Origin of the sequence: Sinorhizobium chiapasense (genome assembly GCF_045277575.1) — a bacterium.
In the GTDB taxonomy this organism is placed as follows: domain Bacteria; phylum Pseudomonadota; class Alphaproteobacteria; order Rhizobiales; family Rhizobiaceae; genus Ensifer; species Ensifer chiapasense_A.
Map to the genome: position 1 here is coordinate 1,587,702 of NZ_CP144205.1, position 19,425 is coordinate 1,607,126.

The 19,425-nt window shown below is 63.5% G+C and carries 17 protein-coding genes; 8 read left to right on the top strand and 9 right to left on the bottom strand.

Translation table 11 applies throughout. The features are described from left to right. Nucleotides 1-20: 20 nt before the first annotated feature. Nucleotides 21-2,684, bottom strand: a complete 2,664-nt coding sequence (gene alaS / locus QM996_RS07725) for an alanine--tRNA ligase (RefSeq protein ID WP_500269929.1) — start codon at nt 2,682-2,684, stop codon at nt 21-23. Nucleotides 2,685-2,913: 229 nt separating this feature from the next. After that, complete coding sequence (recA, locus tag QM996_RS07730) at nt 2,914-4,002, bottom strand: recombinase RecA (RefSeq protein WP_500269930.1); 1,089 nt, start codon at nt 4,000-4,002, stop codon at nt 2,914-2,916. Between the two features lie 321 nt (nt 4,003-4,323). Here recA and QM996_RS07735 point away from each other — a divergent pair, with 321 nt between their 5' ends. Both QM996_RS07735 and QM996_RS07740 read left to right on the top strand, forming a co-directional pair. Beyond that, complete coding sequence (locus QM996_RS07735) at nt 4,324-5,271, top strand: carbohydrate kinase family protein (protein WP_500269931.1); 948 nt, start codon at nt 4,324-4,326, stop codon at nt 5,269-5,271. A 31-nt stretch (nt 5,272-5,302) separates the two neighbouring features. After that, on the top strand, nt 5,303-6,232 hold the full coding sequence (locus QM996_RS07740) for a pseudouridine-5'-phosphate glycosidase (RefSeq protein WP_500269932.1): 930 nt from the start codon (nt 5,303-5,305) through the stop codon (nt 6,230-6,232). A gap of 107 nt (nt 6,233-6,339) precedes the next feature. On the opposite strand, the gene cckA is transcribed toward QM996_RS07740, so the two are convergent. Next, nucleotides 6,340-8,964, bottom strand: coding sequence for a cell cycle histidine kinase CckA (gene cckA, locus QM996_RS07745; protein ID WP_500269933.1), 2,625 nt, complete (start codon nt 8,962-8,964; stop codon nt 6,340-6,342). Between the two features lie 268 nt (nt 8,965-9,232). On the opposite strand from cckA, the gene QM996_RS07750 reads away from it, so the two are divergent. Beyond that, on the top strand, nt 9,233-10,216 hold the full coding sequence (locus tag QM996_RS07750; RefSeq protein ID WP_500269934.1) for a flagellar biosynthetic protein FliO: 984 nt from the start codon (nt 9,233-9,235) through the stop codon (nt 10,214-10,216). Nucleotides 10,217-10,346: 130 nt separating this feature from the next. On the opposite strand, the gene dksA is transcribed toward QM996_RS07750, so the two are convergent. Continuing rightward, nucleotides 10,347-10,766, bottom strand: a complete 420-nt coding sequence (gene dksA / locus QM996_RS07755; protein WP_043614592.1) for an RNA polymerase-binding protein DksA — start codon at nt 10,764-10,766, stop codon at nt 10,347-10,349. A gap of 415 nt (nt 10,767-11,181) precedes the next feature. Between dksA and QM996_RS07760 the strand changes: the two genes are divergently transcribed. From QM996_RS07760 to QM996_RS07775, 4 genes are all read left to right on the top strand, one after another. Further along, entirely contained in the window at nt 11,182-11,700 is a 519-nt protein-coding gene (locus tag QM996_RS07760; protein WP_500269935.1) for a SixA phosphatase family protein, read from the top strand. Nucleotides 11,701-11,830: 130 nt separating this feature from the next. Further along, nucleotides 11,831-13,327 (top strand): YcjX family GTP-binding protein, encoded by a 1,497-nt coding sequence (locus QM996_RS07765; RefSeq protein WP_500269936.1) that lies wholly within the window; start codon nt 11,831-11,833, stop codon nt 13,325-13,327. Continuing rightward, nucleotides 13,324-14,415, top strand: a complete 1,092-nt coding sequence (locus tag QM996_RS07770; RefSeq protein WP_500269937.1) for a YcjF family protein — start codon at nt 13,324-13,326, stop codon at nt 14,413-14,415. The genes QM996_RS07765 and QM996_RS07770 overlap by 4 nt, the downstream gene beginning before the upstream one ends. Nucleotides 14,416-14,622: 207 nt before the next feature. Continuing rightward, the gene (locus QM996_RS07775; protein WP_500269938.1) at nt 14,623-15,174 is read left to right on the top strand and encodes a hypothetical protein; all 552 of its coding nucleotides are present in this window, start codon (nt 14,623-14,625) and stop codon (nt 15,172-15,174) included. A gap of 87 nt (nt 15,175-15,261) precedes the next feature. On the opposite strand, the gene folK is transcribed toward QM996_RS07775, so the two are convergent. From folK to folP, 3 genes are all read right to left on the bottom strand, one after another. After that, nucleotides 15,262-15,786 (bottom strand): 2-amino-4-hydroxy-6-hydroxymethyldihydropteridine diphosphokinase, encoded by a 525-nt coding sequence (gene folK, locus QM996_RS07780; protein WP_500269939.1) that lies wholly within the window; start codon nt 15,784-15,786, stop codon nt 15,262-15,264. Beyond that, nucleotides 15,776-16,144, bottom strand: coding sequence for a dihydroneopterin aldolase (gene folB, locus QM996_RS07785; RefSeq protein ID WP_057248908.1), 369 nt, complete (start codon nt 16,142-16,144; stop codon nt 15,776-15,778). The genes folK and folB overlap by 11 nt, the downstream gene beginning before the upstream one ends. 126 nt (nt 16,145-16,270) lie before the next feature. After that, nucleotides 16,271-17,122: a dihydropteroate synthase gene (gene folP, locus QM996_RS07790; protein ID WP_500269940.1), complete on the bottom strand. Its 852-nt coding sequence runs from the start codon at nt 17,120-17,122 to the stop codon at nt 16,271-16,273. A gap of 107 nt (nt 17,123-17,229) precedes the next feature. Between folP and QM996_RS07795 the strand changes: the two genes are divergently transcribed. Next, nucleotides 17,230-17,859 (top strand): DUF922 domain-containing Zn-dependent protease, encoded by a 630-nt coding sequence (locus tag QM996_RS07795; RefSeq protein ID WP_500269941.1) that lies wholly within the window; start codon nt 17,230-17,232, stop codon nt 17,857-17,859. Between the two features lie 541 nt (nt 17,860-18,400). Here QM996_RS07795 and QM996_RS07800 read toward each other — a convergent pair. Then, on the bottom strand, nt 18,401-18,721 hold the full coding sequence (locus tag QM996_RS07800; RefSeq protein WP_173516650.1) for a 2Fe-2S iron-sulfur cluster-binding protein: 321 nt from the start codon (nt 18,719-18,721) through the stop codon (nt 18,401-18,403). Nucleotides 18,722-18,947: 226 nt separating this feature from the next. Then, complete coding sequence (locus QM996_RS07805; protein WP_500269942.1) at nt 18,948-19,316, bottom strand: Hpt domain-containing protein; 369 nt, start codon at nt 19,314-19,316, stop codon at nt 18,948-18,950. Between the last annotated feature and the right edge of the window lie 109 nt (nt 19,317-19,425).

Genomic DNA, 19,425 nt, shown 5'->3' on the forward strand with positions numbered 1-19,425 from the left:
TCATCGTTCTCCACTGGCGCTCAGCCCGCCAGCGCTACCGCGACGGCCTCGATGGCCTCCGCCGCGCGGCCGCCATCCGGACCGCCGGCCTGCGCCATGTCCGGGCGTCCGCCGCCGCCCTTGCCGCCGAGGGCGGCAGAGGCCACGCGAACCAGGTCGACGGCGCTGAGCTTCGAGGTCAGGTCGTCGGTGACGGCCACGACGGCGCTCGCCTTGCCGTCGCCGGAAACGCCGACGAAGGCGACGACGCCGGAGCCGAGGCTCTTCTTGCCGTCGTCGGCAAGGCTCTTCAGGTCCTTGGGCTCGACGCCCGAGACGACCTTGCCGAGGAAGCGGACGCCGGCGATGTCACGGGCCGCATCGGCCGAACCCGCCTCGCCGCCACCGCCGAGTGCCAGCTTCTTCTTCGCCTCGGTCAGTTCGCGTTCCAGCTTGCGGCGTTCGTCGAGCAGCGCCTCGACACGGCCGAGCACGTCACCCGGCTGAACCTTCAACGTGTTGGCAAGCGTCTTCACACGCTCGTCCTGCTCGTTGAGATAGGAGCGCGCGGCTTCGCCGGTCAGCGCTTCGATGCGGCGAACGCCGGCGCCGACGGCGCTTTCCGAGACGACGCGGACGAGGCCGATGTCACCGGTGGCCGACACGTGGGTGCCGCCGCAGAGTTCGACGGAGTAAGGCCGGTTGGCCTTGGAACCGTGAATGCCGCGGCCCATCGAGACCACGCGGACCTCGTCGCCGTACTTCTCGCCAAAGAGCGCCATGGCGCCCTCGGCGATCGCATCGTCGACGCTCATCAGGCGCGTGGTCACCGGCGTGTTCTGCACGATGATCTCATTGGCCATGTCTTCCACGACCTTCAGCTCCTCTGCCGTCATCGGCTTCGGATGCGAAACGTCGAAGCGGAGGCGCTCCGGTGCCACCAGCGAGCCCTTCTGGGCGACATGGGTGCCGAGCACTTCGCGCAGCGCCTCGTGCAGCAGGTGGGTTGCCGAGTGGTTGGCGCGAAGGCGCGAGCGACGCGCATGGTCGACATCGAGCTGGGCGGCGTCGCCTGTCTTGACCGAACCTTCGGCGACGGTGGCGTAGTGGACGAAAAGCCCCTCGCCGCGCTTCTGCGTATCCGTCACGGTGAGCTTGCCGCCTTCGGTGGTGATCGTACCGGTGTCGCCCATCTGGCCGCCCGATTCGCCGTAGAACGGCGTCTGGTTGAGCACCACCTGAATGGTGTCACCCTTGGCCGCGGAAGCGACCACGGCGCCATCGCGCACGATCGCCTGGATCACGCCTTCGGCCGTCTCGGTGTCATAACCGAGGAAATCGGTTGCACCATGCTTTTCCTTGAGCTCGAACCAGATCGTCTCGGTCGCAGCCTCGCCGGAGCCGGCCCAGTTGGCGCGGGCTTCGGCCTTTTGCCGTTCCATCGCTGCCGAAAAGGCATCGGTGTCGACGGTGATGCCCTTGGCTCGCAGCGCATCCTGTGTCAGGTCGAGCGGGAAGCCGTAGGTGTCGTAGAGCTTGAAGGCGGTCTCGCCGCTGAACTGGTCGCCTTCGGAAAGGCCGGCCGAGGCGTCGGACAAGAGATTGAGGCCACGCTCCAGCGTCTTGCGGAAACGGGTTTCCTCAAGCTTCAGCGTCTCGGAAATCAGCGCTTCGGCGCGCATCAGTTCCGGATAGGCGCGGCCCATCTGGCCGACGAGAGCCGGCAAGAGCTTCCACATCAACGGATCCTGTGCGCCCAGGAGCTGAGCGTGGCGCATGGCGCGGCGCATGATGCGGCGCAGAACGTAGCCGCGGCCTTCGTTCGAAGGCAGCACGCCATCGGCAATCAGGAAGGCGGACGAACGCAGGTGGTCGGCGATCACGCGGTGGCTGGCGCGACGGTCGCCTTCGGCCTTGACGCCGGTTGCCTCTTCCGAAGCGGCAATCAGCGCGCGGAAAAGATCGATGTCGTAGTTGTCGTGTTCGCCCTGCAGCACCGCGGCCAGACGCTCGAGGCCCATGCCCGTGTCGATCGACGGACGCGGCAGATCGACCCGCTCTTCCTTGGTGACCTGCTCATATTGCATGAACACGAGGTTCCAGATCTCGATGAAGCGATCGCCGTCTTCATTGGCCGAGCCGGGCGGTCCGCCCCAGATCTGGTCGCCGTGGTCATAGAAGATTTCCGAGCACGGACCGCAGGGGCCGGTATCGCCCATGGCCCAGAAATTGTCGCTGGTCGGAATGCGGATGATGCGGTCGTCGGAGAAGCCGGCGATCTTCTTCCAGAGGCCGAAGGCTTCGTCGTCGGTATGGTAGACGGTGACCAGCAGCCGCTTGGCGTCGAGGCCGTATTCCTTGGTGATCAGGTTCCAGGCAAGCTCGATGGCGTTCTCCTTGAAGTAATCGCCGAAGGAGAAGTTGCCGAGCATTTCGAAGAAGGTGTGGTGACGCGCGGTGTAGCCGACATTGTCGAGGTCGTTGTGCTTGCCGCCGGCGCGCACGCATTTCTGCGCGGTCACTGCCGTCGAATAGGGACGCTGCTCCAGCCCGGTGAAGACGTTCTTGAATTGCACCATGCCGGCATTGGTGAACATCAATGTCGGGTCGTTGCGCGGCACCAACGGGCTCGACGACACGACCTCATGACCGTTCCTGCGGAAATAGTCGAGAAAGGTCGACCGGATTTCATTCACGCCGCTCATCTTGCGTCCTATTCTTAGCACCAATTCCGGCCCGGCCGCGGCCATCGCCGCGCCATCAGCCGTTGTCCTTAAACCCCGCAGCCACCCATAATGGCTGCGCCCTCCAACGCCCTCGGTCGCCGGAACCAAAGGCTTTTATCGTTCACGTACCACACTGTCCAGACGGCAGCAAAAAACCGGCCGCCATGGGACGACCGGTTTCCTGGCAGCTTCCGTGGGCCGCAGCGGCTTACGCTTCGGGAGCGTCGTCGCCGTCGTCCGCTTCCGGACCGCCGTTCTCGAGGAACCGATCGGCGATCAGGCCGGCGTTCTGGCGAAGCGCCATCTCGATCTCGCGGGCGAGATCCGGATTGTCGCGCAGGAACAGCTTGGCATTTTCACGGCCCTGGCCGAGGCGCTGGCTGTTGTAGGAGAACCAGGCCCCCGACTTCTCGACGATGCCGGCCTTGACGCCGAGGTCGACGAGTTCGCCGGTCTTCGACACGCCTTCGCCATACATGATGTCGAATTCGACCTGCTTGAAGGGAGGCGCCATCTTGTTCTTGACGACCTTGACGCGGGTCTGGTTGCCGACGACCTCTTCGCGCTCCTTGACCGAGCCGATGCGGCGGATGTCGAGGCGAACCGAAGCGTAGAACTTCAGCGCGTTGCCGCCGGTGGTGGTTTCCGGCGAACCGAACATGACGCCGATCTTCATGCGGATCTGGTTGATGAAGATGACCATGCAGTTCGACTTGGAGATCGAAGCGGTCAGCTTGCGCAGCGCCTGGCTCATCAGACGAGCCTGCATACCCGGCAGGTTGTCGCCCATTTCGCCTTCGATTTCGGCGCGCGGCACGAGCGCTGCAACCGAGTCGACGACGAGCACGTCGATCGCACCCGAGCGTACCAGCGTGTCGGTGATTTCCAGCGCCTGCTCACCGGTGTCCGGCTGCGAGATCAGGAGGTTTTCGAGATCGACGCCGAGCTTGCGGGCATAAACCGGATCGAGCGCGTGTTCGGCGTCGACGAAGGCGCAGATGCCGCCCTTCTTCTGTGCTTCCGCGACGGTCTGCAGCGCCAGCGTCGTCTTGCCCGAGCTTTCCGGGCCGTAGATTTCAATGATGCGGCCCTTCGGCAGGCCGCCGATGCCAAGCGCGATATCGAGGCTCAACGAACCCGTCGATACCGTCTCGATCTCGATGATGCTGTCCTTCCCACCGAGCTTCATGATCGATCCCTTGCCGAACGACCGTTCGATCTGGGAAAGTGCCGCCTCAAGTGCCTTGCTTTTATCCACCGATTTGTCCTCTACGAGCCGCAAAGAGTTTTGTGCCATTTGGTCCACCTTTAGGTTATTGAAGCTACCGAGGCAATGAAGCCGCCGCAGGAGTTTTTGTACATGTTTTGTTCCGTATTTGCAAGGGTAGGACAACACATTGAAAAACAATCATTATCTTGCTTTCGTTCTTTTCATGTTCACGGATTGAAACCATAGGTTCCGAAATGCGCGCAGCACGCCTTCGAGCCTGCCCGGCAAGGCTGGGCCGATTCGCCTGAGACGGAGACGTCGGGCGCATCCGGCCCTTGGAATTCGCGCCTCGGCCAATGCAGAAAGCCAACAGATTTTTCGGCCGATGGGCCAAGCAGAGGAACATTCATGACGGAAGCTGAAATCGCCGTCTTCGGTGGTGCGCATATCGACAGGCGCGGCCGGATATCGGGCGCGACCGCACCGGGTTCCAGCAATCCTGGCACCTGGTTCGAGGAGGCCGGCGGCGGCGGCTTCAACGCGGCCCGCAACCTTGCACGCCTTGGCCATGGGGTGCGCATGATCAGCACCCGTGGCGGCGATGCGGCCGGCGAGATGGTGACAGCTGCGGCGGCCGCCGCCGGCGTCATCGACAGCCCCCTCACCTTTCTCGATCGCCAGACACCGAGCTACACCGCGATCCTCGAAAACGACGGCAACCTGGTCATCGCGCTCGCAGACATGGAGCTCTACCGGCTGTTTTCGCCGCGGCAATTGCAGCGCCGCGCCTTCCGCGACATCATTGCCGCGAGCAAGCTCGTGCTCACGGACGCCAACCTGCCGGAAGAAACGATTGCCGCGCTCGCCCAGTCGGCCGCAGGCAACGGGCGCCTCGTCGCCGGCATTGCCGTGTCGCCCGCCAAGGTCATCCGCTACCGGCCGTGCCTCCCGCATCTCTCGTTCCTGTTCATGAACGAGGCCGAGGCACGGGCACTGACCGGCAAGGATACGGCTGAGGCGGAGGAATGGCCGTCATTGCTGAGAGGCGTGGGGCTCAACGGCGGTGTCGTGACGCGCGGTGGCCGCGCGGTCGTCGCTTTTGACGACAATGGCGCCTGCGTCGCCGTTCCGCCGGCGCTTCCGGCACTGGCCGATGTCACCGGTGCAGGCGATGCGCTGGCCTCCGGCTTCCTTTCCGCGCGCCTCGCCGGCCGCAATCTTGCCGAGTGCCTGCGGCACGGCATCGCAGCCGCCGGAATCACATTGCGCTCCCCCTTGGCCGCATCCGAAGAGATGTCCGCGGCCAATCTCGAACAGGCGCTGGCCCTTGTGCCCGCGCCCCAAATGCTGTCATGACAATTGCCAGCAGAACTCCCAAGGAACGACCATGACCAAACCCGCTTCTCCCTCCCTGCCGATGGAATATTCCGACGAGGTCGCCGCCGCCAAGGCGCGTGGCGCGCCGATCGTGGCGCTGGAATCGACCATCATCACCCATGGCATGCCCTATCCGGGCAATCTGAACATGGCCCGCAGCGTCGAAGCGATCATCCGCGAACAGGGTGCCGTGCCGGCGACGATCGCCGTCATCCATGGCGTGCTGCATATCGGCCTCGATGATGCCAAGTTAGAAGAACTGGCGAAGACGCAAGGGGCGATGAAGGTCTCGCGCGCCGACCTCGCCTTCGCGATCGCCGAACGCCGCACCGGCGCGACCACTGTCGCCGCGACGATGATTGCCGCCGCCCGCGCCGGCATCCGCGTCTTTGCGACCGGCGGCATCGGTGGCGTGCATCGCGGCGCCGAACTCTCGTTCGACATCTCCGCCGACCTCGATGAGCTCGCCCGCACCGCCGTCATCGTCGTCTGCGCCGGCGCCAAGGCGATCCTCGACATCCCGAAGACGCTCGAAGTTCTGGAGACCCGCGGCGTTCCCGTCGTCACCTATGACAGCGAAATCTTCCCGGCCTTCTGGTCGCGCGACAGCGGCCTCAAGAGCCCGCTGATGCTGAACAGCCCGGCGGCGATCGCCAACTTCCAGAACATGCGCGAACTGCTCGGCGTCGACGGCGGCATGCTCGTCGCCAATCCGGTCCCGGCAGAAAGCGAAATCCCGCGCGAAGAGATGGAAATCTATATCGCCCGCGCGCTCGACAATGCCGAGAGCGACGAGATCACCGGCAAGGCCGTCACGCCCTACCTGCTCGACAATCTCTTCCACATGACCGAAGGCCGCAGCCTCGAGACCAACATCGCGCTGGTCGAGAACAATGCGCGGCTTGCCGGCGAGATCGCGGTGGCGCTGAACGCCAAGTAAGTCCGATACGCTACCAGACAGAAAGGCCCGGCACGCAAGCGCCGGGCTTTTTCATGCCCGGCTTGCGCCGGGGTTGTGATTTCAGCGTGTCAGATCGGTGACTTAGACTAAGAGTCGAGCATCTCGCGCACCGCGACCGCAAGCTGCTTCAGCGAGAACGGCTTTGGCAGGAAGCCGAACTTGGCGTCCGCCGGCAGGTTGCGGGCAAAGGCGTCTTCGGCATAGCCGGAAACGAAGATGAACTTCAGGTCGGGATACTTCTTCCTGAGTTCGCTCAGAAGCGTCGGCCCGTCCATCTCCGGCATCACCACGTCCGAAACGACGATGTCGACCGCACCGTTGAGCTCATCCATGATATCGAGCGCCTCGACGCCTGAGCCGGCCTCGTAGACCGTGTAGCCGCGCGTTTCCAGCATGCGCTTGCCGCCGCGGCGCACCGCCTCCTCGTCCTCGACGAGCAGGACGACGGCTGAATCTCCCGTGAGATCCGCCGGCTCCTCGGCTTTTGCCGTCGGTGTCGCAGCCGCCTGCGCCACCCGCGCGGGCGCGGCCTCCGCCGTTACGGTCGCCGCCTCGGCCTCATCGACTGCTGCCGGCGCCTCGACGTGGCGCGGCAGCAGGATGCGGAAGGTGGTGCCTTTGCCGACTTCCGATTCCGGATAGATGTAACCGCCCGACTGCTTGACGATGCCATAGACCATCGACAGGCCGAGACCGGTGCCCTTGCCGACTTCCTTGGTGGTGAAGAACGGCTCGAAGATCTTGTCGAGGATCTCCGGCGGGATGCCGGTCCCCTGGTCGGCGACCTCGACCATCACGAAATCATCGTCCGGCAACTCGCGTCTTCCGAAGGCCGCAACCTCGGCGGCCGGCAGGTTGCGGGTGCGAAGCGTGATCGTGCCGCCCTCGGGCATTGCGTCGCGGGCATTGACCGCCAGGTTCAAGAGCACCTGTTCGAACTGGCCGAGATCGGTCCGGACCGGCCAGAGATCGCGGCCATAGTCCACCTCGACCTTGACGTTGGTTCCGGTCATGCGGTCGACCAGCATGCGCAGGTCGCCGATCACATCCGTCATGTTGAGCACCGTCGGCCGCATCGTCTGCTTGCGCGAGAAGGCAAGCAACTGCCGCACGAGAACCGCGGCGCGGTTGGCGTTGCGCTTGATCTCCATGAGATCGGCAAAGCTCGGGTCTGCCGGGCGGGCCGACAGAAGCAGGTGGTCGGACGAGAGCAGGATCGCCGTCAGCACGTTATTGAAGTCGTGCGCGATGCCGCCGGCGAGCGTGCCCACGGCGTTCATCTTCTGGGTCTGCGCCATCTGGTTCTCGAGCGCCTTCTGCTCGGTGATTTCAAGCGCATAGATGATCGCCGCTTCCTCCGGCGATTGATCGCTCTGGTCGATCACGGCATTGACGTAGAAGCGGAAGTGGCGCTCTCCGTCCGTCGGGTGCAGCGCATCGATCGGCGCAATGTCGCCCTGCCGATCCTTCGCGGCTGCCAGCGCCTCATGCAGGCGGCCCTTCTCGTTCTCGTGCACCACGGCTTCGATCAGCGCTCCACGCTCGACGTCGTCCTGCGAGACGAGGCCGGAGAAGAGCTTCAGGAACGGCGCATTGGTGCGCAGGATCCGGCCATTGCCGTCGACCGAGGCGATCGCCATCGGCGTGTTGTTGAAGAAGCGGGTGAAGCGCATGGCCGCGCTGGACGCCGATTGCTCGTTGTCCTCGCCGCCTTCGCGCGACATCACGATGGTGCGGCTTTCGCCAGGCGCGCCGTCGCGGGTCGAGGAGACGCGGTGGATCATGCGCACCGGCAGGCTCTGGCCGTTCATCTTGCGCAGATCGAGGTCGAGCATCTTCGTCTTCTTCAGGCCGGGCTCGGCCTGTACGGCCTGGACGAGCGTCAGCCCTTCGCCGGCCACCAGGTCGCCGATGCTGATCGAGCCCGGCTGGAACTTGGTCAGGTCGATACCGAGCCAATCGGCCAAAGTGGCATTGATGTAGAAAATCTCGCCCTTGCGCCCGGCGGAGAAGAAGCCGGCCGGCGCGTGGTCGAGATAGTCGATCGCGTTCTGCAATTCCTTGAAGAAGCGCTCCTGATCGTCGCGCTCCGCCGTGATGTCGGCGATCTGCCAGAGATAGAGCGGATTGCGTGCGTTGTCCTCGAGCGGCAGCACCCGCGCCTTCAAGCGGAACCAATGGGCACCGGAACCGCTGGAGGTGGTGGTCGCCAGCGGCTTCAGCAGGCGAAATTCCTCATGCCCCTGCTTGCCCTCGTGCAGACCGTTGGTCAGCCGGTAGATCGCCTCCGTCGCCTCGCGGTTGCGCGACAGGATGGTTTCGAGCGACTGGATGCCGGCGGCGCTTTTGGCGCCTGTCAGAGCACCGTAGGCCGCGTTGGCGTAGATGATCCGGCCCTTGCGGTCGGTGACGATGGTGCCGTCCTCATGCGCATCGAGAAAGGCGCGCGCCAGTTCGTCCGGGCGCGACTGCGGCATGACCTCGATGAAACCGATGACGGAGGAGACGAGGAAGAAGATGCCGACCATGGCAAGAACGCCGAGGATGCCGAGAACGATCTCGTTGTCCATCTCGTTCTTGAAGATCACGAAGGCGATGGCCGATACGGTGAGGACGATCGCGAGCAATACGATCCGCAGCACGGTGCCCGGCCTGACGCCACGGTCAACAACCGGCATCTGGTAGTCGCCTGACTGCCGCAATTTCGTCATCGGGTCCTCTTATGCGGCCGGCGCCGCGCGCGGGCGCGGCCCAGCCCTTCCGGCCGGCATCCGCAAGATCCGCCGGGCGAAATCGGCCATTCCCGACACGCCCTCGATCACTCGGACAAGAATCATCTTTAACAATCAGAGATAACAGCAAAAAGCACCTCGGCGGAAGCATTGCGGCCAATTCACAGGGAATGTCGGTGAAGTCCTTGTCCGAGCCCGAAAAAAGCCGTCAAATACTGGCACTCGAAAGGCAGAAGGAGTTCAGTCCATGATGGAAACGATCATCGCCGACAACGGCAGCCGGTTCGTCATCGCCGCCGCGGCCGTCGCGATCGGGCTTCTCTGCCTCGTGGTCGTGCTCTGGATCATGCGCAACCGCCCCTCCTCGCCCTTCATTCGCGGCGGCAAGAACCGCCAGCCCCGGCTTGCCGTGCTCGACGCCGCCGCCGTCGACACCCGCCGCCGTCTGGTCCTCGTGCGTCGCGACGATGTCGAACATCTGATCATGATCGGCGGTCCGACGGATATCGTCATCGAGAGCCGGATCGGGAGCACCGAGGAGCGCGCGCCCATTGCGGAACGCAAAATTGCGGAGCCGGCGGGAGTGGACAGCCGACCGGCAGCCAGGGAGCTTCCGCAGCAAACGGCACCTTCGCCTCAATCTGAACCCGTCGCTGCGATCACGCCGGTGCAGCCCGTTGCCCGACCGCAAGAACAACCGGCCACCCGTATCGAGCCGGCGGCACCACCGCGCGTCGTCGCCGAGCAGCGCCCGGTGGTGACCCCGGGGGTGACGGCTGAACAGCGTCCGCTTGTCCGTCCGTCCGTGCAGCCGGCTCAGGAGAGCCCGGCCGTGGCGACCGCTTCGCCCCCCCAGGCAAACTTCGACATATCTTTGGACAGGCCCATTGCTGCGGCCCAGCAGGTCCAGCCGCAGCCAATCCCGTCGCAGCCTGTGCAGGTGCAGCGCCCAGCCCTCTCCGTCCAACAGCCGCAGCCGGCGCCGACGGCCGGCCTCACGGACTTCGAGCGCCTGCTTGATGCGGAGATCAGCGGCGACCTCCAGCGCCTTGGCCAGGGCCCGGTTGCCGCCTCGGGCACGGTCGCCCCGGAGAGCCGCTCCCTGACGCCATCCGGCCGGCAGGAGCCGACGCTTGGCACGCCAAGTGCTGACGGCGGCCGCAGGGAACCGACCATCGAAGAAGAGATGAACCGCATGCTGGCCGATATCTCGACCGGCCGGAAGCCGTAGCTCCCGCTCTCAGGAGTAACGTCGTTCGACATCGCGCGAAAACGTCCGCCCCTGGCGTGCTTTCGAACCAAAGAAAAAGGCGCGGTTTGACCCGCGCCTCTTTTTCAGACAGTTCCGAAAGCCGGATATCTTATTCGTCCCGGTAGACCTTTTCCCGACGCTCGTGACGCTCCTGCGCCTCGATCGACAGGGTTGCGATTGGGCGTGCATCCAGCCGCTTCAGGCCGATCGGCTCACCGGTTTCCTCGCAATAGCCATAGGTGCCTTCGTCGAGCCGTTGCAGCGCCGCATCGATCTTGGAGATCAGCTTGCGCTGGCGGTCACGGGCCCTGAGCTCAATTGCCCGATCTGTTTCGGAAGAAGCTCTGTCTGCGAGATCGGGATGATTGGCGCTCTCCTCCGCCAAGTGATCCAGTGTCTCGCGTGCCTCGCGAAGGATGTCGTTTTTCCAAGCGTTCAACTTGGCCCGGAAATACGCCCGGTGGTTGGCATTCATGAATTCCTCGTCCTCGGAGAGGACAAAGGTACTAAGATCGATCTTCTCACTCAACGCGATTCTCCTGAAGAACATCTCATTGCGGCGGTGTATAGACCTATGGAAGCCGTGATTCAAGCCTCGGAACAGACACTCAACGGTATTTTAATATTGCTCGCGATTCAGGCTAACTGACGAATATTTCATCAAAATTACACATTGGAACTTGATTTCCTGCTTGTGCGTACCGTTGCATTCGGCGGACCTCGCTGAAAAGTGAGACTGATGTGTTTGCGTCATTGGATCGTCTGATCGCGACCGCGGCAAAGCGCAGCAGCGCGCCGATCCCCGGAAAAAAGTGGCGAACAGCTTGATCTTTGCGATCCCTGCGGGAAAAGGTGAAGGTCGGCCGGACGACGCGAAAGCTGCCCGGCCAACAACATTCGACCCCTGTCGCGACAAGCAACAGGCAGCCACCGGAAACCGCTCGATGCAAGACAGCGCCCCAAAGGTCCTTCGCCTCTACCTGCTGCGGCACGCGCGCTCCGGCTGGGCTTTGCCCGGGCAACGGGACTTCGACCGGGCGCTGGACGATGTCGGCTACGTCGATGCGGAACGGCTCGCCCAGATTGCCGCCGACCGGGGTATTCGCCCCGAACGCATCCTCTGCTCCACGGCCCTGCGCTGCCGCGAGACCGCCGAACCGTTCTTTCGCACCGTCAGCGAAAACCTCGATATCCGTTATATCGACGCGCTCTATTCGGGTCCGATGAGCGTCTATTTCGATCTCATCGACGCTCATCGGCATCTGAATTCCCTGATGCTGGTGGGGCACAATCCGATGATCGAGCAATTGCTTCACCGCCTGATCGGCGACGACGCCGCGCATGAGGCAATGCCCCATGGCTATCCGCCGGCGGGGCTCTCGATCCTCGATCTGCCGGCAGTCGCGCCGGAAGACGGCATTGAGACCGCGACACTGGTCTCGATCCTGCTGCCGAACCAATAGAAGATTTGCCACGCCTCGTTGCGGCCGGGGAAATATTGACTATATCGCGGTGGCTGCCTGCGTGCGACAGTTCAGCCGGACGGCGGCGGAAGAACGACCAACGGACATACGCCGCAAGAAAGAGCAAGATTTGGCGCCCAACCTGACCAGCTTCAAAGACGACGCCCTGATTGCGCTCGACAATCTGGCCGATCGAGCCTCCGGCCTCGTCAACCCCTCCATCCGCCTCGGCGTCACGGGCCTGTCGCGCTCCGGCAAGACCGTTTTCATCTCGTCGCTGGTGCACAATCTGCTGAACGGCGGACGCCTGCCGGTGTTCGAGCCGGTGCGCTCCGGGCGGGTCTCGAAGGTCAGGCTCGAGCCGCAACCGGATGATGCCGTTCCGCGCTTCCAATACGAGGATCATATTGCCGCGCTGGTCCGCGATCGCATCTGGCCGGATTCGACCCGCGCCATCTCGCAACTGCGCATCACGCTCGACTATGAGAGCGCCAGCGGCTGGAACCGACTGTTCTCGCCGGGCCGCCTGTCGCTCGATATCGTCGATTACCCCGGTGAATGGCTGCTCGACCTGCCGCTGCTGGCGCAGGAATTTCGCGAATTCAGCAACAACGCCGTGACACGCGCCCGCGCCGCCAGCCGGAGCGCCTTTTCGGCGGAATGGCTGACGCTGGCCTCTTCCGCAGGGCCGACAGCCATTGCCGACGAGGCGAGCGCCCGCCGGCTTGCCGAGAGTTTCACCGGCTATCTCAGGGCCTGCAAGGCGGACGAACGGTCCCCGTCGACCCTGCCGCCTGGTCGGTTTCTCATGCCGGGAGACCTCGAAGGATCGCCGGCGCTCACCTTCTCGCCGCTTCCCGATCTTCCCGACGGACGTGCGCCCAAGGGTTCGCTCTGGGCGATGATGGAGCGGCGCTACGAGGCCTACAAGAAGCACGTGGTCAGCCCGTTCTTCCGCGAGCACTTCGCACGCCTCGACCGCCAGATCGTGCTGGTCGACGCGCTGCAGGCGATCAACAATGGTCCGGAGGCGCTGCTCGATCTCGAACAGGCGCTGGCCGACGTGCTCGCCTGCTTCCGCCCGGGGACCAACAGTTGGCTCTCATCCTTCCTGACACGCCGGATCGACAAGGTGCTGATCGCCGCCACCAAGGCGGATCATCTCCACCACGAAAGCCACGACCGTCTGGAGCGCATCGCCGCGCGCCTGGTCGACCGCGCGGCGGAGAGCATCGGCATGAGCGGCGCCGGCCTCGAGGTCATGGCGCTCGCCTCGGTCAGGGCGACCCGGGAAGCAACCGTCGACCACGACGGCCATACGCTGCCGGTCATCGTCGGCACGCCGATCGCCGGTGAGAAGATCAACGGCGAAATCTTTGACGGCGAAAAGAAAACTGCGATATTTCCCGGTGACTTGCCGGAAGATCCTGAAGTGCTGTTCAAGGCGATCGAGATGCAGTCCGGCGGGACGACGTTTGTCGAAAGCGCCCACCCGCTGCCGGAACTCAGCTTCGTTCGCTTCCGTCCGCCGCATCTCGAAGAAACCGGTGGCGGCTTAAAGCTGTCGGTGCCGCATATCCGCCTCGACCGGGCCATGCAATTTCTGTTCGGAGACCGGCTCGCATGAGTGACGATAGCAACGGCCGCCGTCGCCGACCCAGCGCCTTTTCGGTTGGAGAGGAGAAGCCCGTTCGGCCCGGCCCTCAGACGCGTGCGCCGCGTTCGCCTGCGAGCTTCGAGGACAACGTCGTGCTGACGCCCGATGCGGAAGACCCGTTCCGCGAGACCACGCTGGCGGTCGAGGCACTGACACTCCCGGAGGCGACCCCGCGCAAGCGCCGTCTGTCGGTCGGCAAGATCGCGATTGGCGCCCTCGGCATCATCCTGTCGCTTGCCGCCGGCCTGTGGGTCGACCGGCTGCTGCGCGATCTGTTCTCCCGCGCCGACTGGCTCGGTTACACCGCCCTCGCCGTCGTCGCGATCGGATTGCTGGCGCTGCTGATCGTCGTTGCCCGCGAACTCTCGGGCATGATGCAGCTCACCGCCATCCAGAAGCTGAAAGCGGATACGGAAACCGCGGCAACCTCCGGCAATACCAAGCTCGCACGGTCGGCGCAGACGAAGCTCGTCCACCTGCTCGCCGGCAATCCGCGAACGGCACGCGGCCGCACGCGGCTGAAGGAGACCGAGGGCGAGATCATCGATGGATTGCATCTGATCGAGCTGACCGAGCGCGAGCTCCTGAGCCCGCTCGACCGCGAGGCGCGCCGTCTCATCCTTGCTGCCTCCAAGCGCGTCTCGATCGTTACTGCGGTCAGCCCACGCGCCCTCGTCGACCTTGGATATGTGCTCTACGAATCCGCGCGCCTGATCCGCGCCATGGCCGAACTCTACGGCGGCCGCCCCGGCACACTCGGCCTGCTGCGGCTGATGCGCGATGTCATCGCCCACCTTGCCGTGACCGGCTCGATCGCCGCCGGCGACAGCCTCATCCAGCAGGTGCTTGGCCACGGCCTCGCCTCGAAGCTCTCGGCGCGCCTGGGCGAAGGCGTCATCAACGGCCTGATGACCGCGCGCATCGGCATTGCGGCCATGGATCTCTGCCGTCCCATGCCGTTCCGCGCTTTGAAACGCCCGGGTATCGGCGACTTTCTCGCCGACTTGGGTCCCGGTGCCGGGCGCGCCGGCAGCCAAGGCGGCGATCGATTCGCTTGAACCGCCTTCCTGGCCTTGCGGCGGCGTCCTGAGGCCGGTTTGCGGAAAACGTGCAACGGTTGGCCTTGGTGGGCCCGAAAGCTCAGTGCATAATCGGCGTCACGGCCACAAAGTTGCCTTGATAGCCACCTTCTGGAAACGCTCCATTAACCATTTCCGCGCAAATGTGACTTCCAGTTTCGGACGTTGACCCATCAAGGATCGTTTATGTTCTCGCGCCCTTCTTTGATCGCCCGCGGCACTGCCGCCATCGCGCTTGCGGCTGCCGTCGGCGTTGCGACGCCAGCCTTTTCCGGCGTCAAGGACAAGGCCTTCTTCGAGAAGGTCGCCGGGCAGTGGAAGGGCCCGGGCGAGATCGTCGCCGGCAAATACAAGGGCACCAAGTTCACCTGCGACCTCTCGGGCGAACCGGTCGCCGGTGACGATACCGGCATCAAGCTCGACGGTTTCTGCCGCGTCGGCGTGTTCAAGCAGCCGATGTCGGCGCTGATCACCAGCAAGGGCAACAGCTATACGGGCAAGTTCCTCGACGGCGCCGAGGGCAAGGGCCTCGATATCGTTTCCGGCAATGTCGCCAAGGACAAGGTCGTGGTCGGCATCAACCGCAAGAAGCTGAACGGCGCCATGATCGCCCGCCTTCAGGATGACCAGACGATGAACATCACCATCTCCGTCAAGGTCGAGGAGACGATGGTCCCGGTTATCGGCGTCAGCCTCAACCGCCAGGTCGACGCGATCGCTGTCGGCTCGATCAAGTAGCTCCAGGCACAGTCAAGCAACAAAGCCCCGGTCGTCTTCGCCGGGGCTTTGTTGTTTCGGGAAAGCTCGTCGGCTGAACGGGATCGATCAGGATTTGGCGCGCCACCAGGTCATATTGCCATCGGCGACCTCGATGCCGGTCACATCCGCCCCGCGCAACCAGTCGCTGACCGTACGTCCGCGAACCTGCATGTCGGCGGCGATATCGGCGAGCGGCATCAGCACGAAGCCCCGGTCCGTCATCCTGGGATGCGGCAGTTCCAGCCGTGTTTCGGCCTGAGCCACACCTTCATAGGTCAGGACGTCGATATCCAGCGTGCGCGGTCCCCAGCGCTCGTCACGCACCCGCTTCATCGAACGTTCGATGTCGAGACAGGTGTCGAGCAAAGCCTCTGGTTCCAAAGTCGTACCGACCGCGGCGCAGGCGTTGAAGAACCACGCCTGGTCGGTCTTGCCCCATGGCGGTGTGCGGTAGAGCCGCGAGACGGCCTTGACGACGCAGTCGGTGCGCCGATCGAGCGCCTGAAGCGCGGCTGCCATGGCCTTGCGCGGATCCCCAAGATTGCCGCCGAGGCCGAGAGTGGCGACCCGCCAGTCCGGCTCAGACGACATGTTCGACCGTCACTTCGACATAGTCGAGCACGCCGGGTACGGGCGCATTCGGCTTGCGGATCGAAACCTTGGCGCGCTTGATCTGCGGGAAGCGCACGCAGAGCGTCTTTGCGACCTCCAGCGCCAGCGCCTCGATCAGGTAACGGCGGCGCCCCGTGACGATGCGCTCGATCTCCTGAAAGGCGATGCCATAGTGGACGGTGTCTTCGATCGAATCATCGACGAGCGCCGTTCCCTGCTCGACTTCGAGCTCGGCGTCCACGAAGAAGCGCTGCCCGAGGAGCTCTTCTTCGTCAAAGACGCCGTGGCGCGCGAAGAAGGCACAGTTCTTGAGAGTGATCGTGTAAGTCGGGCTCATGCTTCTCCGTCCCATCGGCTATTCTGGGATCACGCTGGTTTTGGGTCGAGCCGACCTAAAATCGTGACGTAATCTATTCTTGTAAATTGCAGGCGGATGCGGGCGAAGGGCCGCATGCGCTTGTCCTCATCCCGCTCGCGTCTTCAGCATAGCATCGGCCATGGCCAGCGCATCCCTGCTGTTTGCGACATCGTGTACACGGAAAATCGAGGCACCCGCAGCCCGCAGCAGCGCCGTCGTCGCCGCTGTTGCCACATCCCGGTCGGCTGCCTCACGTCCACTCACCGCTCCAATGAAGCGCTTCCGCGACGTTCCGACCAGAAACGGACGTTCGAAACGGTGCAATTCGGCAAATCGCCCCATAAGCTCGATGTTCTCGTCCGTATCCTTGGCAAAGCCGAATCCCGGGTCCAGCACGATCTGCTCGCGCTTCACGCCGGCTTCAGCCGCGATCTCCAGCGATCGATCGAGGAAGTGAAACTGATCGTCGATCACGTCGGCGAGCTTCTGCCTGTCGCGCCCCGTATGCATGATGCAGAGCCCGGCTCCGGTATCCGCGGCAACGGCGGCGATATCCGGCTCGCGCTGCAGGCCGTGCACGTCGTTGACGATGTGCGCGCCGGCCTCGACCGCAAGCCGCGCCGTCGAGGCCCGGTAGGTATCGACGGAGATCAGCGCATCGGTCTCGCGGCTGAGCGCGGAGATCACCGGCAGGATGCGCGCCTGCTCCTCCTCGGCACTGACCTGCGCCGCGTCCGGCCGCGTCGATTCACCGCCGATATCGAGGATCAATGCGCCCTCCCGCAGGCAACGCACGCCCTGCGCCACCGCTGCAACAGCATCGATGAAACGTCCGCCATCGGAAAAAGAATCCGGGGTAACATTGACGATCGCCATCAAAACGCCACGTGGCCCGAGTTCGAGGCTGCGCCCATGCGCCAGCTTCCAGCTAAATTTCTGAAATGGATTGTAAGTCATTTTCCCTCACGATCCGTCCTCGGCCGAGAGCCCTCGATTTGCTGTTGCGCCGGTCGTGGCTATGCCCCAAGCTTGATCGAAGTTCAACTGAAGAGAACCACGCATTGATGTCCCGAGTACGCGTCCCGCTCAAAGCCGCCCTCCTCGCTCTCCTGGTCGCCGCTCCCCTCAGCGCTGCGTCGGGCGAAACCGTGATCAACAAGAGCTTTTCCTATTTCACGATCGGTGGACGCACTGCGGAGGAACTCGACAAGGCGCTCTCCGCCGGCGGCCCGATGATGAAATCCACCGGCGCGCGCCATCCGGGCGCCACCCGCATCAAGTTCGGAGGCTCCATCACTTACGTCAGTCGTGGTGGCCGTTGTGCAGTCGGCTCCGCACGGGTGACGCTCAGCACCCGCATCATCCTGCCGCGCTGGAAATATCGGCGCCAGGCCGGCCGGGATCTGGCTCTGGTTTGGGATACGCTTTCGAGCGACATCAAGCGCCATGAGGAGCGGCACGCGGAAATCGCCCGCAATCACGCCCGCCGCATGGAGAAGGCGTTCCTCGCCCTGAAGCCGGAAGCGGATTGCGAACGCATGCAGGCGACCGTCGCGCGCGTCAGCGTCACCGCAATCGAAGCGCACGACAAGGATCAGGCGCGCTTCGACCGTACGGAATCTGCGAATTTCGACAAACGCATGATCCGGCTTCTGCAGTACCGGCTCGAAGCGCTGAAGAAAACGCAACAATAGGTCGCCGCACCCTGACCCTGAAGAAGAGCCTGACTATAGTCGGGCCCGGCGTGATTTCAGTGGCAATACCCACAGTATTTTATTGGTGAAATATAACGATGGCTGCCGGCCACCGACTCATCTATATTGAAACCATGGAGCGAGGGGCCAGGGTAAAGACTAGCCTCCGCTGAAAGAGCGGGTTAAGCGCGGCGCAGTAGTTGTGCGAAGAGCTTAAATGTTGCCGTTACTTTAGTTTAGGCGACGTTGTTCAATATTAAAAAGAAGAAAACCGAACAGCGGGGCCAAAATGGGTTCTCCTGGCGTGTCTTGGTGCTGCAGATGTCCCCTCCCTCATCTGTTAGCGATGCGCCCTCCTCGCCTCGCTTGTCCATCGACCGGCGAGGCGCTTTTTTTGTGCGTCAATGATGAATTGGAAAGGCGCCGCTGGGCGGCGTGGAGCGCATGTCGCGTACAAGTGCGCAGCGGTCTTGCGTCGACGACATGCGAAATATCAAGAACTCAAGGCTTAAGGCGTGAACCCGAAAGATCGCGGCGGGATTTACGCCTGGCGCTCCGGCACATGCACGACGAGACCGTCGAGTGCATCGTTCATCTTGATCTGACAGGAAAGCCGCGACGTCGGCCGCACGTCATAGGCAAAATCCAGCATGTCTTCTTCCATGGCTTCCGGAGCGCCGACGGCAGCCGCCCAGGCATCGTCGACATAGACATGACAGGTCGCACAGGCGCAGGCTCCGCCGCATTCGGCTTCGATGCCGGGAACCGAATTGCGAACGGCGTTTTCCATGACCGTCGAGCCGTTTTCGACATCAAGTTCATGGCGCGCGCCATCAAAGGCAACGATCGTAAGTTTTGTCATGTCTCTTTCCGGAATGAACTGCTGGGACTGGCAAGGCGCAGAGCCTCTTCAGAACGCACGCCGCTCGGGCGCAAATTCAGTGGAAGTTCTTCCAACAAATCCGCCTGTCAGTCAACAACGGCCGTCAGTCCGTGCCTCGCGCGCCAAGGGCGCGGGGCCGCAATCTTGAAATGTGGGGCGGTTGGGATGCGTTCTCCGCTTCCGCTCGCCCCATCGGGCCGCTGGATTAGCGGCAAAGCTTCAATATGAAGAGCTCGGCCTCGAGCACGGCGGCCGAAAGCGTGTCGGAAAGCGATGCGTCTGCCGGGTTTTGCTCGATCGCGCCGGCAATGCTGGCGACGTCGACGGCGCCAACCGCAAGCGCCGCACCCTTCAGCCGGTGGGCGGCCTGAGCGCGTAGCGTGCTCTCGCTCTCCACGATCTCTTTCATGACCTGGCGCGCCTGGCGCGCAAAAAGCTGCAGCACTTCGATTTCCAGCGCCTTGTCACCCATCGTCTGTGCCGCAAGATGGGCGAAGTCGATCGGCTTCCTGCCGGCAGCGGCAGAGTTTCCCGGGGTGTCCGGAGCTTCGAAGGCAATCCTGAGGGCCGCCATGAGCCAAATTCCCTATTGTTTATTGTATGTTGGTCTTGTTTTCGGTGTCGCCATGTCGCGGCCACCTACACGCGCAAACTCAGATACTCATCCTTTGCGGGTGCGGGCT

Excerpts from the sequence above, each read along its gene's own strand:
- QM996_RS07805 (WP_500269942.1), bottom strand. The coding sequence starts at position 19,316 with ATGGCGGCCCTCAGGATTGCCTTCGAAGCTCCGGACACCCCGGGAAAC.
- QM996_RS07760 (WP_500269935.1), top strand. The coding sequence starts at position 11,182 with ATGCAAGACAGCGCCCCAAAGGTCCTTCGCCTCTACCTGCTGCGGCAC.
- cckA (WP_500269933.1), bottom strand. The coding sequence starts at position 8,964 with ATGACGAAATTGCGGCAGTCAGGCGACTACCAGATGCCGGTTGTTGAC.
- QM996_RS07795 (WP_500269941.1), top strand. The coding sequence starts at position 17,230 with ATGTCCCGAGTACGCGTCCCGCTCAAAGCCGCCCTCCTCGCTCTCCTG.
- QM996_RS07775 (WP_500269938.1), top strand. The coding sequence starts at position 14,623 with ATGTTCTCGCGCCCTTCTTTGATCGCCCGCGGCACTGCCGCCATCGCG.
- folB (WP_057248908.1), bottom strand. The coding sequence starts at position 16,144 with ATGAGCCCGACTTACACGATCACTCTCAAGAACTGTGCCTTCTTCGCG.
- folP (WP_500269940.1), bottom strand. The coding sequence starts at position 17,122 with ATGACTTACAATCCATTTCAGAAATTTAGCTGGAAGCTGGCGCATGGG.
- alaS (WP_500269929.1), bottom strand. The coding sequence starts at position 2,684 with ATGAGCGGCGTGAATGAAATCCGGTCGACCTTTCTCGACTATTTCCGC.
- folK (WP_500269939.1), bottom strand. The coding sequence starts at position 15,786 with ATGTCGTCTGAGCCGGACTGGCGGGTCGCCACTCTCGGCCTCGGCGGC.
- QM996_RS07740 (WP_500269932.1), top strand. The coding sequence starts at position 5,303 with ATGACCAAACCCGCTTCTCCCTCCCTGCCGATGGAATATTCCGACGAG.
- QM996_RS07735 (WP_500269931.1), top strand. The coding sequence starts at position 4,324 with ATGACGGAAGCTGAAATCGCCGTCTTCGGTGGTGCGCATATCGACAGG.
- recA (WP_500269930.1), bottom strand. The coding sequence starts at position 4,002 with ATGGCACAAAACTCTTTGCGGCTCGTAGAGGACAAATCGGTGGATAAA.
- QM996_RS07800 (WP_173516650.1), bottom strand. The coding sequence starts at position 18,721 with ATGACAAAACTTACGATCGTTGCCTTTGATGGCGCGCGCCATGAACTT.
- QM996_RS07770 (WP_500269937.1), top strand. The coding sequence starts at position 13,324 with ATGAGTGACGATAGCAACGGCCGCCGTCGCCGACCCAGCGCCTTTTCG.
- QM996_RS07750 (WP_500269934.1), top strand. The coding sequence starts at position 9,233 with ATGATGGAAACGATCATCGCCGACAACGGCAGCCGGTTCGTCATCGCC.